General features: G+C 65.8%; 11 protein-coding genes. 8 read left to right on the top strand and 3 right to left on the bottom strand.

The window, feature by feature from the left end; genetic code table 11:
• Nucleotides 1–30 precede the first annotated feature (30 nt).
• Both B4V04_RS15110 and B4V04_RS15115 read right to left on the bottom strand, forming a co-directional pair.
• Complete coding sequence (locus B4V04_RS15110; RefSeq protein WP_498232552.1) at nt 31–600, bottom strand: metal-dependent hydrolase; 570 nt, start codon at nt 598–600, stop codon at nt 31–33.
• On the bottom strand, nt 600–1,682 hold the full coding sequence (locus B4V04_RS15115) for a DUF1616 domain-containing protein (protein ID WP_498232553.1): 1,083 nt from the start codon (nt 1,680–1,682) through the stop codon (nt 600–602). Before B4V04_RS15115 ends, B4V04_RS15110 begins: the two co-directional genes overlap by 1 nt.
• 431 nt (nt 1,683–2,113) lie before the next feature.
• Here B4V04_RS15115 and B4V04_RS15120 point away from each other — a divergent pair, with 431 nt between their 5' ends.
• The 6 genes from B4V04_RS15120 to B4V04_RS15145 all read left to right on the top strand — a co-directional run bounded on the left by B4V04_RS15120 (nt 2,114) and on the right by B4V04_RS15145 (nt 9,879).
• Nucleotides 2,114–2,695, top strand: a complete 582-nt coding sequence (locus B4V04_RS15120) for an N-acetyltransferase (protein WP_498232554.1) — start codon at nt 2,114–2,116, stop codon at nt 2,693–2,695.
• Complete coding sequence (locus B4V04_RS15125; RefSeq protein WP_498232555.1) at nt 2,692–4,080, top strand: nucleotide sugar dehydrogenase; 1,389 nt, start codon at nt 2,692–2,694, stop codon at nt 4,078–4,080. The genes B4V04_RS15120 and B4V04_RS15125 overlap by 4 nt, the downstream gene beginning before the upstream one ends.
• On the top strand, nt 4,073–5,359 hold the full coding sequence (locus tag B4V04_RS15130; RefSeq protein ID WP_498232556.1) for a nucleotide sugar dehydrogenase: 1,287 nt from the start codon (nt 4,073–4,075) through the stop codon (nt 5,357–5,359). Before B4V04_RS15125 ends, B4V04_RS15130 begins: the two co-directional genes overlap by 8 nt.
• A 9-nt stretch (nt 5,360–5,368) precedes the next feature.
• Nucleotides 5,369–6,394: a DUF354 domain-containing protein gene (locus B4V04_RS15135; protein WP_498232557.1), complete on the top strand. Its 1,026-nt coding sequence runs from the start codon at nt 5,369–5,371 to the stop codon at nt 6,392–6,394.
• Nucleotides 6,395–6,774: 380 nt separating this feature from the next.
• Complete coding sequence (locus B4V04_RS15140) at nt 6,775–7,863, top strand: ATP-grasp domain-containing protein (RefSeq protein ID WP_498232558.1); 1,089 nt, start codon at nt 6,775–6,777, stop codon at nt 7,861–7,863.
• 48 nt (nt 7,864–7,911) lie between these two features.
• Nucleotides 7,912–9,879, top strand: coding sequence for a hypothetical protein (locus B4V04_RS15145; protein WP_498232559.1), 1,968 nt, complete (start codon nt 7,912–7,914; stop codon nt 9,877–9,879).
• A gap of 447 nt (nt 9,880–10,326) precedes the next feature.
• Here the strand turns inward: B4V04_RS15145 and B4V04_RS15150 are convergent, their stop codons facing one another.
• On the bottom strand, nt 10,327–11,217 hold the full coding sequence (locus B4V04_RS15150) for a DsbA family protein (RefSeq protein ID WP_498232560.1): 891 nt from the start codon (nt 11,215–11,217) through the stop codon (nt 10,327–10,329).
• Nucleotides 11,218–11,584: 367 nt separating this feature from the next.
• Here B4V04_RS15150 and glmS point away from each other — a divergent pair, with 367 nt between their 5' ends.
• Both glmS and B4V04_RS15160 read left to right on the top strand, forming a co-directional pair.
• Nucleotides 11,585–13,393 carry a glutamine--fructose-6-phosphate transaminase (isomerizing) gene (glmS, locus tag B4V04_RS15155; protein ID WP_498232561.1) on the top strand — a complete coding sequence of 603 codons (1,809 nt, stop codon included), beginning with the start codon at nt 11,585–11,587 and terminating at the stop codon, nt 13,391–13,393.
• A gap of 28 nt (nt 13,394–13,421) precedes the next feature.
• Nucleotides 13,422–15,131, top strand: coding sequence for an asparagine synthase-related protein (locus tag B4V04_RS15160; RefSeq protein ID WP_498232562.1), 1,710 nt, complete (start codon nt 13,422–13,424; stop codon nt 15,129–15,131).
• The last annotated feature ends 188 nt before the right edge of the window (nt 15,132–15,319 follow it).

The raw sequence follows: 15,319 nt of genomic DNA on the forward strand, positions 1-15,319 counted from the left end.
TTACGATATGTCGGGGGCGACGGCGCGGAATCAGCGGCCCGCGTCGACGATCCGTCGAACTCGACGAATCCCGGGCGTCCCGTCGAGCACCCAGAGGACGACGACGCACGCGAAAACCCCGGCGTATCCTAGGACCAACACGAGGTTCTCCGGGTCCGTCATCTGCGCGACGAACGACCCGAAGTAGGTCGCGAAGCGTTCGATAAACCCGAGGCGAGTCTCGTAGGCGTCGAACGTCACGACGGGCCAGAGGAGGCGTCCGAGGTTCGGGCCGTTCGCTCGGAGAGCGAGGGCGTCACCGGCGAGGTGCGAGCCGTAGGGCAGGAGGAACGCGGCCGCGACGCGCGCCCGGTTCCGCGTCCACAGCGCGCCCGCGACGAGGGCCGCGACCGGAAGGCCGATCAGCACCGAGTGTGCGGGACCGTACCCCGACGGGACGGCGCCGAGCGTCCACGACAGCGTCTTGTCGACGAGGTCAGGCGCCTGCGTCGCCAGCGCGAGAGTCAGCCCTTCGGTGTCGCTGATAGGCTTTCCCCAGGCGATCCGATGCAGGACGGAGTACCAGACGTAGCCGAAGATCAGGTGTTCCCACGGCCACATCAGGCGCTCGCGCCCCCAGTCGGCGGCGACCGAATCGACGGCGTACCGCCGTCGCCGTCGCCGACGGCGACGACCAGTTGGACGGTCCGGTAGGCGTTCTGGCGAGTCGGGTTCTCGGGGGCCTCACCCCGGTAGACGTGGAATACGAGCCGGAGCGAGTCGCCCGACATCGTGGGCGTCACGTCGCGCTGGAGGTACGCCGTCTCCCCGTCTTCGACCGACTGTTGCGCCCGCCAGAGCTCGCGCTTCTCGACGACTCGCGACCCGTTGGCGGTTCTGTCTAACCGCTGGAGTTCACTGACCACGGTGTACCTCTGGGTCTGGTGTTCGTGGTTCGCGATAGCGAGCGTCGTCTGGGTGGGTTCACCCCGCGTGAGCTGCTGCGGATACCCGCCGGCGTCGTACTCGGACCCGTTCTCGGTCACGAGGTACGCTTCGGTGAACTCCGCGTCGGGAGACTGCGTCTCGACCATGGCGAAGCCCACGCTGCTGAGGAACAGGAGGACGCTCACGACGACGAGCACGTGGACGACGAGCGAGATCGACGACCCGCGAGACCCGCCGGAGAGCGGTGATCTGGTGTCGCCAACCGCGTCCGGCAGGCTTCCCAGCGCGACGGCGAGGGAGGGGAGGCCGGCGCGCGTTTCTCTCGGGAGCGTCGCTCGCCGCACGATGGCGACGGCGGTGAACAGCATCGTCACCGCGAACGCGCCCACGCCGGTGATCGGCGCGGCGAAGCCGAGTCCGAGGAAGTTCGTGATCAGCGCGATGCCGCCGACGATAGCGAGGCTCAACGCCGCCGCGAGGGCCAGCCGGACCGAGAAGAGGAGGCCCGCGGTGTGCGTTGTCGGGCGCGTCAACGCCTGGTCGGCGTCCATCCTATCGGATTCGACGTCCGAACGTCGCTCCGGGAAGACGGCCGCGAGGACCGCGTATCCCGGGTAGAGGACGATGAGCGGGACGACGAAGAGGCTTCGGAGGATCGACCCCGGCACGCCGAGAAGGATGACCGCGAGTGCGGTCACCGCGCCCACGACGACGAGGAGCAAGTCGAGTGTCCACCGGGGGTGAGACGTGTTCATCGACCGCGGCTTGTCGTGCCCACCTCAAAAATGGCCGAGATCGTTCACACCCGAAACACGGCGAATACAGCCCTTACGGAGCCGATAAGGACGGTATCTAAACACCGGGCGTACCCCCGTGAAGCGAGCGATACGCCGATATTTCGACGAGTCGCCCGGCGGCGTCTCGGTGGAATTCGCCCTACGAAACCCCCAATGTGGCACGCTCACGGGCGCTCTGGGCCTTACTGTCCCGATAATAATGGCTCTCTCGTGTGACCGGTAGTTCGAGTCGCGGGCTACGGCGGTCCGCGGAGTGATACACAGATGCGTACCAGAATCAAATTCGCCGCGTTGCTCGTCGCACTGCTCGTACTCGCTACCACCCTCCGCTCGACCGACGACGGGTCGAGTCCGGACGGGACCGAGGCGGCCGTCGACTCGACAGGGCCATGAACTCGTACGTCACGGGAACCGGGTGTGAGATCGACGACGACGTTACCATCGGCTATCCCGCCGGTGATGACCCCGAGCGGACGGTCATCGGGGACGACGCGACGATTCGCTCCGGAACCGTCATCTACAGCGACGTCGAGATCGGTGACGGATTCGTCACGGGCCACGACGCGCTCGTGCGGGAGGACACCCGACTCGGCGACGACGTGGTCGTCGGCACCAAGACCGTCGTCGACGGGACCTCAGTCGTCGGCTCGAACGTCAGCCTCCAGAGCCGCGTCTACGTGCCCACCGACACCCGCATCGGCAACGACGTCTTCGTCGGCCCCGGCTCGGTGCTGACGAACGACCCGTATCCGGTCCGCCAGGACGTCGAGATGGTCGGCCCGACGCTCGAGGACGGCGTCTCCGTCGGCGGCAACGCGACCGTGCTCCCCGACGTGACCGTCGGCGAGGACGCGTTCGTCGCCGCCGGGGCGGTCGTCACCGAAGACGTACCGTCGGAGACGCTGGCCGTCGGAACGCCCGCTGACCACCGTCGGCTGCCGCCGAAACTGCAAGCAGAGAACTCGATATGAGCTCACAAACAGCCCTGACTAACCTCTACGGCTCGACTCGCTCCGAAGACGAACAGATCGCTGCACTCACCTCCGGTGACGTCCCGGTCGGCGTCTACGGACTCGGCAAGATGGGCCTCCCGCTCGCCTCGGTCTACGCCGACACCACCGGCAACGTGACCGGTGCGGACATCGACGGCGACGTCGTCCGCGAGATCAACGGCGGACGAAGCCACATCGTCGGTGAGCCCGGTCTCGGGGACCTCGTGGAGGACCTCGTCGCGGACGGCGCGCTCACCGCGAGCACCGAACCCCGCGAAGTCGCCGAAGCGGCGGCCGTCCACGTGGTCATCGTCCCGACGCTCGTCGACGAGGACGACCGCCCGGACCTCTCGGTCATCGAGGCGGTGACCGAGGCCATCGGCAGGGGGCTCGACGAGGGCGACCTCGTCATCTTCGAGTCGACGCTTCCGCCGCGTTCCTGTCGCGACGTCCTCCTCCCCCAGCTCGAGGCCGAAAGCGGCCTCTCGCTGGGCGAGTTCGGCCTCGCGTTCTGTCCCGAGCGGACCTCCTCCGGGCGCGCGCTCGAGGACATCCGCGGCGCGTACCCGAAAGTCGTCGGCGGTGCCGACGCCGAGAGTGCCCGCGCCGCGGCGCTCATCTACGACCAGATCTCCTCGAACGAGGTCATCACCGTCTCGGACACGACGACGGCGGAAGCGGTCAAGGTGTTCGAAGGCGTCTACCGCGACGTCAACATCGCCCTCGCGAACGAGCTCGCGACCCACGCCGACGAGTTCGGGATCGACGTCACCGAGGCCATCGACGTGGCCAACACCCAGCCCTTCTGTGAGATCCACACGCCGGGCGCCGGCGTCGGCGGCCACTGCATCCCCTACTATCCGCAGTTCCTGATCAAGCAGTTCGAGACCGAGGCGCCCCTCATGCGGACCGCTCGCGACGTGAACGACGAGATGCCGCACGTCACCGCACAGACGGCGCTCGACGAGCTGCGGGCGCGCGGCGTCGACCCGGAAGACGCCTCCGTCCTCGTCCTCGGACTGACCTACCGGGCCGGCGTCGAGGAGATTCGCAAGACGCCGGCGCTCCCCGTCATCGAGCATCTCGACGACGCGGGCGCTGGCGTGTTCGCGAGCGACCCGATTCTCGACGACACCGCCGTCTTCGAGGACGCGGGCGCGACCATCGTCGGTGACGTGAACGGCCACGACCTGTCGGTGGACGCCGTCGTCCTCGTGACCGCTCACGAGTCGTTCGACTACCTCGACGTCCCGGAGCTCGGCGTCGACTCCCGCCCGGTCGTGTTCGTCGACGGGCGACAGGCCGCGACCGAGTACCGCGACGACGAGGACGTCGCCTACCGAGGAATCGGTCTCCATGACTGAGACCGTCTGCGTCGTCGGGCTGGGCTACGTCGGCCTGCCGTTGGCCATCGAGTTCGACGACGCCGGGAAGTCGGTCATCGGCTACGACGTGGACCCGGACAAGGTCGCCGATCTCGACGCCGGGATCGACCCGACCGGGGACGTCACCGACGAGGGCGTCGCGAGCTCCGACGTGACGTTCACGACCGCCGAGTCGCGGATCTGGGAGGCGGACTACGTCATCGTGACGGTGCCGACGCCGGTCGACAGCATGGAGAACCCGAACCTTCAGTACGTGGAGTCGGCCGCCGAGACCATCGGCAGACACGTCTCGCCCGGAACGACCGTCGTCCTCGAGTCGACGGTCTACCCCGGCGCGACGGAGTCCGTCCTCGCCCCGGCCCTCGAGTCCGAGTCGGAGTTCACCGTCGGCGAGGACGTCTTCGTCGGCTACTCGCCGGAGCGCGCCTCGCCCGGCGACACCGGGCGGGGCGTCAGCGACGTGGTCAAGGTCGTCGGAGCGAACACGGAGGAGGTCCGCGAGGACCTCGCCGACCTCTACGGGAGCATCGTCGACGCCGGTATCCATCGGGCCCCGGACATCGAGACCGCGGAGGCGTCGAAGGTCATCGAGAACGTCCAGCGGGACATGAACATCGCCCTGATCAACGAGCTGGCCATCGCCTGCGATCACATGGGGCTGACGACGAAAGACGTTCTCGAGGCGTCCGGGACCAAGTGGAACTTCCACGACGAGTACTCGCCCGGGTTCGTCGGCGGGCACTGCATCCCCGTCGACCCGTTCTACCTCACCTATCAGTCGAAGCGGGACGGGTTCTCGCCGAAGCTCGTGTTGCAGGCGCGCGAGATCAACGAGTACGTCCCCGTACACGCCGCCCGCAAGACGGTCAAGACGATCAACGACGCCGGTCGGGTCCTGCAGGACACGCGCCTGTTAGTCCTGGGTCTCGCCTACAAACCCGGTGTCGGCGACATCCGCAGTTCCGAAGTCGGATCGATGATAGAGAAGCTAGACGAGTTCGACATCGACTGCGTGGGGTACGACCCGCACGCGAACCCGGACGAGTCACGGGACGTCTTCGACATCGAGGTGACCGAATCGGTCGACCTCGCGGCCTACGACGGAGTCGTCGTCGCGACGGCCCACGAGGAGTTCACCGACTACGAACTCGAGTCGATGGCGTCGGATCTCGATTCCGACCCGATCATGGTCGACGTGGCGGACGTGTTCGACGCCACCGAGGCCGCCGAGCACGGGTTCCACTACGCACAGCTGTGAGTGATTGACATGGATGTCCTCATCACGGTTCAGCATCCTGCGCACGTCCACTTCTTCAAGCACGCCATCGAGGAGCTGGAGGAACTCGGCCACGAGGTCCACGTCCGCGCGCTCGACAAGGACGTCGCGTTGTCGCTCCTGAACGGATACGACATCGACTACGAGGTCGTCGGGTCTCGCGGTGGGTCGCTGGCCGGCACGGCGGTGTCGACGCTCGCGATCGAGTACCGCCTGTACCGCGACGCGAGAGCGATCGGCCCCGACGTGATGACGGCGATCGGCGGTATCGAGGCCGCACACGTCGCGAAGCTGATCGACGCGGACAGCGTCATCTTCACCGACACCGAGCACGCGACGCTGTCGAATCGGTTGACGTTCCCCTTCGCGGACGAGATCGCGACGCCCGACTGTTATCTCGACGACGCCGGCCCCAACCAGTACCGATACCCGAGTTACCACGAGCTCGCCTACCTCCACCCCGACCGGTTCGACCCGGATCCGTCCGTGCTCGACGAACTCCCCGTCGACGCCGACGACACCTACGCGGTCCTTCGGTTGGTCAGTTGGGGCGCGGCGCACGACGTCGGCGACGAGGGACTCGCCGATCTCACGGAACTGGTCGATCGCCTCGAGGAGACGGGGGCGGAAGTCCTCGTCTCGGCCGAGGACGACGCACTCCCCCCGGGGCTCGACGGGTACGGTATCGACATCGACCCGAATCTCATCCATCACGTTCTCGCGTACGCCGACCTCTTCGTCGGAGAGAGCGGGACGATGGCGTCCGAGAGTGCCGTCCTCGGCACGCCGTCGGTGTACGTCCACAGTGCGAACCCCGGCCTCATGCGTGACCTCTCGGCGCACGACCTGCTGTTCGGGTATCACGGTGAGCGTCGGAACGAACGCGCCGCGAGTCGGGCAGTCGGCATCCTCGAGTCGCCGGAGATCGACTGGGAGCAGCGCCGCCGGGACCTCCTCGAACAGAAGACCGACGCGACGGACGTCGTCGTCGATCGAGTGCTCTCGGCCGCAGAGTAGCTTCGGATCCGCCGTTCTCCGGACGTGATGCGTCACCGGTCGAACGACCGAACGACGGTCGGAACGACTCGTCGCGATCGGACGCGCGTCGCCGGCGGCGTCGTCTCTGTTCTCGCGTTCGTCGTCCCGGGCGTGAGCGAGTCGTCCCGGGCGTGAGCGAGTCGTCCCGGGCGTGAGCGAGTCGTCCCGTGTGAGTCCGGGCGGGTCGTCGACGGACCGAGTCCCACCGGGAGTCGAGGTCGGGGAGTGCCCGTCCGGCCCGTCGCGCTGAGCGTGCGGCCACGCACGGAGACCCCGATCCGGCTATACGGTCGAATTTCGACGGGAGAGCACATTTATCGGCTATATAATAAGGGGCCTATGGCGCCCGTACTCTCCTGATGACGCTACCAGATACAGCTCGACGTTCCGGTCGGGAGCGGGACGTGACCGTGATGGTGACGGGTGCCGGCACGCCCGGTGCTTTGGGCATCATCAAGGCCGTCCGCCGGACCGATGCGTTCGATCCTCACATCGTCGGCGTCGAAACGATCCCCGACGCGAGCGGATTCCCCCTCGTCGACACCGCGGAGACCGTCTCCGCGGGCGACGACTTCATCCCGGACGTGATTGACGTCGCGCGGCGTGAGGACGTCGACGTGGTGTTCCCGCTCCAGCCGACGGACCTCCGGTCGCTCTCCGAGGCGAAGCCCAGATTCGAGAGCGAGGGTATCGAGGTGATGGTCTCGGATCCCGGGACGTTGTCCACCGCGATGGACACCGGGCGACTGTACGACCATCTCGTTCGACATGGCCATCACATCACGCCGGAGTTCTACCGCGTCTCGACCTGTGACGAGTTCGTCGACGCGGTTCGCGCGCTCGGATACCCCGATCGGCGCGTCTGCTTCAAGCGCCCCGCCGGCGACGAGGTGCGCGTCCTCGACTCGGAGGCGGACCGCTCCAACGTCCTGCTGGATACGCAACCGAACGACATGGTGAGCACACTGGACGGCGTCCTCCCGGTTTTCGAGGAGACGGAACCGTTTCCGGATCTCGTCGTGATGGAGTATCTGCCGGGCGAAGAGTACAGTGTCGACGTCGTCGCCCGCGAAGACGACGTTCCGGTCACGGTCTCTCGTTCTCACGATCAAATAGATGCCAGACGCTCGTACACGGGGACGGTCGAAGAGGCGCCGAAACTCATCGAGAACGCGCGCCAAGTCTGTGCGCTCCTCGACGTAGAGTACAGCGCCAACGTCCGGTTCAAGCACGCCGCCGACGGCACGCCGAAGCTCGTCGGGGTCAACCCGCACCTCTCCGAGTCCGTCACTGCGTGTGTCGGTGCAGGCGCGAACATCCCCTCACAGAGCGTGCAGCACGCACTCGGCTGGGACCTCCCGGAGGTCACCGTCGATTGGGGGACGCACGTCACCCACGACTGGCAGGAGATCGTCTTCCGCCCCGAGAAGAGCCCGACAACAATCTAACGACCCGCCGAGTCGGCATTCCCTGACTCGGCACTCACACCTCGACACATGAATCCGATTTCATCGATACACGGACGGTTACGACAGGCAGAACTCGACGTACTGGTAGCGATCGTCGGCCTGGTGCTCGCCCTCGGGATGTTCCCCCTGCGGTTCCTGTCGTCACAGATATTCATCGTGACGCTCCCGCCGATATTGGGGGTCGGCTGTCTCCTCTATCTCGCGGCGGCCCGCGGGACCCGGACAACTGACGGACTCCCGACGCTGACGCCGTCAGCGACGAGACTGCTCTCCGTCGGCGTCTTCCTCGGCCTCGCCGCGATGGTCTTCTTGGCCGCGTTACAGGGTCAGCGAAGCGTCCTGTTCATGGACGTCGGCGGCGTCGTCGGGGTCCTGCTCCTCGGGCAGATACTGCTCGCACCGGACGAGGAGCTGCGCCCGGGAGTGTTCCTCGCGCAGGTCATCGTGTTCTCGTTCGTCGTCCGGTTCGCCGCGCTCTACACCACGACGGGGTACGTCGGCATCGACATCTGGTCGCACACGACGTTCGTCGAGACGATACTCCGGACCGACTCGCTGTCGGCCATCAGCGAGATCAAGTACTACGCGTCGCCGCTGTACCATCTGCTCGCCGCGACGTCCACCAATCTGTTAGGCCTGTCGCTGCGGAACGCGCTGTACCTCTCCCTCGGCGTCGTGATGCCGCTCATTCCGCTGTTCGTCTACGGCACGGCCCGCCTGCTCGTGCCGCTCCGGTGGGCGCTCGCGGCGGCGGCGCTCTACGCGATGGGCGACCAGGTCATCCGATGGGGAATCCACCTCATCCCGACGAGCATGGGACTCGTGTTCTTCCTCGCGTGCATGTACAGTCTCGTGCGGATCACCCACGCCAGCGAGCGATGGCGCGATTTCGGTCTGCTCGTGCTATTTAGCACCGCCATCATCCTCACGCACCAGGTGTCGTCGTTCATCATGCTAGTGTTGCTCTTCGCGGGGCTCGCCGCGCAGATACTGCTCCAGTTCAGCTTCTTCACCGAGGAACCGGACGCCCTGTCGTTCACTGGCGGGGGGTCGAACCCGGTGAACCTCATCGGTCTCGTGGGGTTCAACCTCGGGCTCATCGTCTTCACGTGGTCGCTGACCCCGTACAAGGGCGACACCTTCCTCGAGACCGTCCTCAGCTACCTCTACGTGAACTTGTTCAACGCCGGGTTCCTGACCGGTGTCAGCGGGAGCGGGGGGTCCGAGGGCGCCTCCGGCGTCGCCGGCGGCGGCGGGCAGACGCTCCTCTCGCAGATGTCGACGTACGTCACCGAAGCGGGATTCCTCCTGCTGATCTTCGCAGGCGTCTTGGGGTGTCTCACCGTCCTCAAGCGGTCGCGTGCGACACAGACGACGTACACCTTCGTCGGTGCCATCGTCGCGATGCTGTTCGTCGTCCTCGGCCTCCCGCTGTTCGGTATCGAGAGCTTCGTGCCGGGCCGCTGGATCGGGTTCCTCTACGCGCTCCTCGCCATCGTCGGCGTCCTCGGGTTCCGTCACCTCGCGAACCGAACGTCGCTCAAGGTCGCCGGCGTCGTCCTGCTCATGCTCGTGCTGATCTACCCGAACGTGATGGTCATGTCGAACGACGGCGCGATGGACAGTCCGGTGTTCTCGGACCAACACGAACGGCTCTCGTACACCGACCAGGAGCTCGCCGCGGTCGACACGTACGGCAACGCCCGTCCGACCGACGAAGGAGGCGAGATCTACACCGACTTGCCGTACGGGACAGTGTGGGAACGAACAGACGCGCATCCGGCCGAACCGCTCCCCGCGGAGGCGGGACGGCCGGTGCCCCAAGGGACTTCGGTGTACCGGGACTACCAGTCCGAGAGCGCCTCGTACTTCATGAACAGTCAGACCGAGGCGGCAACGAACCTCAACCCGTCGAAGACGGACATCTGTCCGTCGACGACCAACCACGTCTACGCGAACGGGCAGGTCACCGTCTGCACGCTGCCCGGGTCCTGATCGACCGCGGCCGCTCTTCTCGTATCTTGCGTCCCCGTCGCGCCGACGGACGGTCGTCGTGCGGAACACGAAGCGCGGATCGGTCAGCGCGTCTCGACGGACGGTCGAACCGCCGTTGACGACGATGCCACGCGGTGCGTTCCTCGCGTTGCGGCGACGCCCCGCGAGGGACGGTCGACCGTCTACTCGGGGTCGGCGTGTTCTTCGGCGGGGTTTCCGGACGGGTCGAGGAGAATCCGACCGAGACGGGACCGACAGCGACGGGGGTCGCAGTTGAAGCGCGACGGGAGCCGCGCTGGGTCTGCCTCATCCGCCCGCGACGGTCGGCACGGAACACGCGTCAACCGCTGAGCGCCTGCGGCTGGAAACGGTGCGAAAACACGGGAGTTGCCTCCGCGAAGCGGCTCTCGTCCGACTGCTCGGGTTCGTTGGAGTCCGCGACCGCGTCTAGGTTCCGTCGATCGCGGTGCCGTTACCGCCGGACGAGTCGTCGCCGGATCCCGACGCCCCGTCGGCCGCCCGTTCGAACTGCTCGCGGGTCGACTCGGGGTCGACGGTCGGTGCCGTCACGGAGTCGCCGTAGGCGACGCGCGGAACGGTCGTGATCTCGAGTCCGTCGGCGCGTTCGGCGGACTGTTCGACGCTCCGATTGTACGTTCGGGAGCGAATGGCCTGTCGGATCTGGTCGAGTCCGTCGACGTCCGCGCGCTCGGCGAAGCGAACGAGGTTGTCGGTCGTCGCCCACTCGAATCGCTCCTGCGGCTGGTTGGCGAAGACGTACGCGAAGTAGTCCCAGAACGACGACGGGTCGATGTCCCAGACGGCGAGGCCCGCCTCGGTCGCTCTCGGCGCGTCCTCGCCGAGATACGGTTCGCCGTCTACGTACGCCACGTTTCGGAACTCGACGGAGACGTCGCCGGTGGCGACGAAGTCGTCGACGAGGTCGTCGAACTGTTCGTTGACGAACTCCTGCGTGTACGGGCACTTCCAGTTCCCGTAGAGGGTGACCGTCGTGTCGGCGGTCCCCAGCGTCGGATATCGCTGACGCGGGCGCTCTTCGAGGAGGGAGCTGCTCGGCACGTCGATGTCCGGTTCGGAGATCGTCTCCGGCCGGTCGCCCGGGGCCACTTGCTCGTCGGTCGCGGTCCCGTTTTCGGTCGCGGCATCGCTCTCGGTCGCGTTCGTCGCGGCGTTCTGTGGCGCCGAGGCGTTCGTCGCCGTTCGTTCGGGCTCCGAGTCGGTATCATCGACGACGCTCGCACAGCCGCTCAGTGCCGGCACCGCGGCGATCGCTGATAGTCCGAGCAACCGTCGTCTGCTCACCGGGTTGTCGTCCATACAGACTACCCGGGCGTGAACGTCATTATTATCGGTCGTGTAAGGCGTGCTGGAAGGCGTTCTCGCATCTGACGTCGTGCCTAAACGGGGAACAACGGAGCGCGGACGGGATCCGTCCGGAAACCGCTCGACTCGGCGCCGATGAGTCCTCGGTTGTCAGCCGTATCGTCCCTTAGCGCATCTATAGTAATGGGGCTCTCAGCGCATGGGGTTTGTCAGGGGCAACCCGTCCGCCCGCGGACCCCGATAACCATGAAACGCCAGACTCAACGTTCGGCTGCGACGAACCAGACCACACCGACCAGTTCGAATGCAGAGACCGGTCGTACAGACCGCCGCGCCCCCGCCCGTAGGGAGGTGCGCTGATATGTGTGGCATCATCGCCCACATCGGGGACGAGCGAGTGCTGAACCCGATCGTGACCGGCCTCGAGAAGCTCGAATACCGCGGCTACGATTCGGCGGGGGTCGCGGTGAAGAACGGGTCCGGACTCGACGTCTGGAAGTGCTCGGGCCGCGTCTCGGACCTCAAGGAGACCATCGACGGCGAGGGATCCAAAGCGAACCTCGGTATCGGCCACACTCGGTGGAGTACTCACGGTCCGCCGAGCGACGAGAACGCACATCCGCACACGGACGGTTCAGACCGCGTCGCCGCCGTTCACAACGGCATCATCGAGAACTACGAGTCCATCAAGGAGCGGCTGATCGAGGAGGGGTACGAGTTCACGAGCGACACCGACACCGAGGTCATCCCCAACCTCATCGCGTACTACCTCGACCGAGGGAACGAAGCGCTCAGCGCGTTCGAGCAGACGATAGACGAACTAGAGGGGAGCTACGCCATCGCGGTGATCGTTGACGGCATCGACTCCATCTTCGCCGCCCGCCGAGGGTCGCCACTCGTCCTCGGTGTCGAGGAGGAGAGTTACTACCTCGCAAGCGACGTTCCGGCGTTCCTCGACCACACGGACGAGGTCGTCTACCTCGAGGACGGCGACACCATCGAAGTCCGAGAGGAGCGGGTCAACTTCATCGACGAGAACGATCAGACGGCCCAACACGAGATCGAGCAGGTCGACTGGCAACCCGAGGAGACGGGCAAGGGCCAGTACGACCACTTCATGCTGAAGGAGATCCACAGCCAACCGACCTCGCTTCAGAAGACCGTCGAGGGCCGTCTCGACACCGACGCCGGTACCACGGACCTCGACATCGACAAGGACCTCTCCGACATCGACACCGTCCACCTCGTCGGATGTGGTACCTCGTACCACGCCGCCCTCTTCGGGGCGAGCCTGCTGAACCGCTGTGACGTCTCCGCGCGAGCGATCCGTGCCAGCGAGTACGACGCCAACACCGGTACGCCGCCGGGGAACAGACTCTTCGTCGCCGTCACCCAGAGCGGCGAGACGGCCGACACGCTCGGTGCGCTCTGGCAGGCCAACGAGGCGGGCGTCGAGACGCTCGCAGTGACGAACGTCGTCCAATCGACGGCGGCGCGGGAGGCGGACGAGGCCCTGTACATCCGCGCGGGGCCCGAGATCGGCGTCGCGGCGACGAAGACGTTCTCGTCGCAGGCCGTGCTGCTCACGATGCTCAGTCAGCACCTCGCTCGCGTTAACGAGAGCGGGAATCGGGTCGAGGACGCGGACGAACTCGTGGCGGACCTCATGGAGCTGCCTGACGAGGTCGAGAACATTCTCCAGTCGAGTGACACCTCCCGATTGGCGCGGGAGTTCCTCCACAGCGAGTCCTACTTCTTCATCGGCCGCGGCCTCGGCTGTTCGGTCGCGAAGGAGGGCGCGCTGAAGTTCAAGGAGATCACCTACGAACACGCCGAGGGGTTCGCTTCCGGCGAACTCAAACACGGCCCCCTGGCGCTCGTCACTGAGAAGACGCCGGTGTTCGCGGTCTGTGCCGAGGACAACGAGAAGACGGTGACGAACGCGAAGGAAGCCCAGGCGCGAGGCGCATCGATCGTCGCCGTCTCGCCGCCCGACCACGGCATCGTCGACACCGCCGACGAACACCTCTACGTGCCCGACCTGCACTCCGTCTGTTCGAACCTCCTGGCGAACGTTCAGCTGCAGCTGCTGTCGTACCACTGCGCGACCGAGCTGGATCGGGCCATCGACAAACCGCGTAACCTCGCGAAGAGCGTCACCGTCGAATGACACCGATTTTCAATCGTCCCTACGAACGATGAACAAGGAACTGTTTGGCGTACTCGACGACGACGGCGCGTTCAACGAGTTAGCGTCGCGGCCGAGCTTCGACCGGGTCGCCGACGGCGAGAGCGCGACTGTCGCGATCCGAGATCCGGCAATCGGGTTCCCCGGTCGGTCGGCCATCCACAGCGACGAGCGCGGTCACTGTATCCTCTGGGGGGAGATATTTCCCCCGGACGGCGTTTCGACCCAGGTCGCCGAGTACACCCTGGATCGATACGAGGAGGTCGGCACCGACGCGTTCGCCGAGCTCAACGGGTCGTTCCTGGCGTTCGTCGAACTCGACGACGAGGCGATCGTCGCCACCGACCCGGCACGGACGTGGCAGTGCTTCTACGCGGACACGCCCGACGGTCGGGTCTTCGGAACGAACCCGCAACGCGTGCTCTCGGCGGTTCCGAACACGGACGTCGACAGGCGCGGCTTGCTCGAATTCGCCCACATGGGCGTCGTCGTCGACGAGCGAACCGTGTTCGACCGCCTCAGTACGATCCCGTTCGACGGCTACATCACGGGGGAGGAGGCGGGAACGCTGTCTCGGTTCGTCTACGACCCGGCAGACCCGGAGACGTTCGACTACGTCGACGAGCTCGCCGACCGTATCGAGCGTGCAATCGCCCGCCGGTCGAACTACCCGGGGAAGACGGGGCTCCTCCTGAGTGGGGGGTACGACTCTCGCACGATCGTCGCCCAACACCCGGGAATCGATATCTGTTACACGCTCGGGGAACCCGACCATCCAGAGGTCGAAGTTGCACGTGACATCGCCGATCAGTACGGAGCCGACCACAAGACGCTCATCGCGGACGACGACTACCTCAACGTGGACGAGGACGTCATCGAGTACTCCATGGGGACCCGCGAATCGGTCCACGTCCACCATGCGGGGTGTGACGAGAAGATGGACGTCGACACCATCTTCCACGGGTTGTTCTTCGACACGTTCCTTCGTGGCCACTTCCTCCCACGGAACGCCATCGAGTTCTTCGGGAACAGGTTCCCGCTTCAGGGGCTCAACCCGAACCCGAACCCGACGGAGGTACTCTCCTCGAAGTTCGGCTATCACCCTGCGTGCGACCACATCTTCCCCGAGTGCTACGAGGAGTTCGACACGAGCATGGACCTGATCGACGACGTGGTCGACGAGCAGTTCGACAAATGGTCGGACCGCTACGACAACGTCTACGATAGCATCGCGCTCATCGGCATCCAGAACCAGCCGACGCTTCCGTTCCACTTCGAGCTGGCCGACAACTACATCGAGTCGTTCGTCGCCGCCGACGCCGAACTCATCGACTGGCACCTGAAGACGCCGCCCGAAAAACGCAACACGAAGACGATGAAGAAAGCGGTGCGGAAACTGAACCCGGACATCTTCCGTCACCGCCCGCCGGACCGGCCACACCACTCGTTCCGGAAGAATCAGGTCGAGAAGTTCCTGCGGCGGAAGATGCCGGTTATCGACCCGTTCAGTTCGCCGTGGCCGGACATGGACGCCCAGTACGCCGAAAACGAGCTCGATCGCAAACTGTTCCCCGGCTATCCGAGTATCCACGAACTACCGGTGAGGGTCAAACTCCGCATCAACGACATCACCAAATGGATGAACTCGTCCGTCGATGAGAACCTCCTCACACCGAACGACGTGCTGTGTCCGCCGCCGAAGATTCCCACGGAGCCCTGAGCCGGCTGGTCGATTTGGGTGTCGGCCGCGGTTGTCCGAACTGACGCCATGCGGTCGCTGTCGACGGGTCGAGTGCTGTCTGTAGCCGCTCGCGTCGACGGCTCGTCTGACCGCGCCTGGTTCACTGTGCCGTGAATCCCGGGGAGGAGCCGAACCGCTGTTGAACCCGCAGCAACTACTCGTAAGAG

The organism is Halorubrum sp. B52, from assembly GCF_059752555.1.

Coding starts and splice junctions, on each gene's coding strand:
- B4V04_RS15115 (WP_498232553.1), bottom strand. CDS start 1,682: ATGAACACGTCTCACCCCCGGTGGACACTCGACTTGCTCCTCGTCGTC.
- B4V04_RS15125 (WP_498232555.1), top strand. CDS start 2,692: ATGAGCTCACAAACAGCCCTGACTAACCTCTACGGCTCGACTCGCTCC.
- glmS (WP_498232561.1), top strand. CDS start 11,585: ATGTGTGGCATCATCGCCCACATCGGGGACGAGCGAGTGCTGAACCCG.
- B4V04_RS15140 (WP_498232558.1), top strand. CDS start 6,775: ATGACGCTACCAGATACAGCTCGACGTTCCGGTCGGGAGCGGGACGTG.
- B4V04_RS15135 (WP_498232557.1), top strand. CDS start 5,369: ATGGATGTCCTCATCACGGTTCAGCATCCTGCGCACGTCCACTTCTTC.
- B4V04_RS15145 (WP_498232559.1), top strand. CDS start 7,912: ATGAATCCGATTTCATCGATACACGGACGGTTACGACAGGCAGAACTC.
- B4V04_RS15120 (WP_498232554.1), top strand. CDS start 2,114: ATGAACTCGTACGTCACGGGAACCGGGTGTGAGATCGACGACGACGTT.
- B4V04_RS15160 (WP_498232562.1), top strand. CDS start 13,422: ATGAACAAGGAACTGTTTGGCGTACTCGACGACGACGGCGCGTTCAAC.
- B4V04_RS15110 (WP_498232552.1), bottom strand. CDS start 600: ATGTGGCCGTGGGAACACCTGATCTTCGGCTACGTCTGGTACTCCGTC.
- B4V04_RS15150 (WP_498232560.1), bottom strand. CDS start 11,217: ATGGACGACAACCCGGTGAGCAGACGACGGTTGCTCGGACTATCAGCG.
- B4V04_RS15130 (WP_498232556.1), top strand. CDS start 4,073: ATGACTGAGACCGTCTGCGTCGTCGGGCTGGGCTACGTCGGCCTGCCG.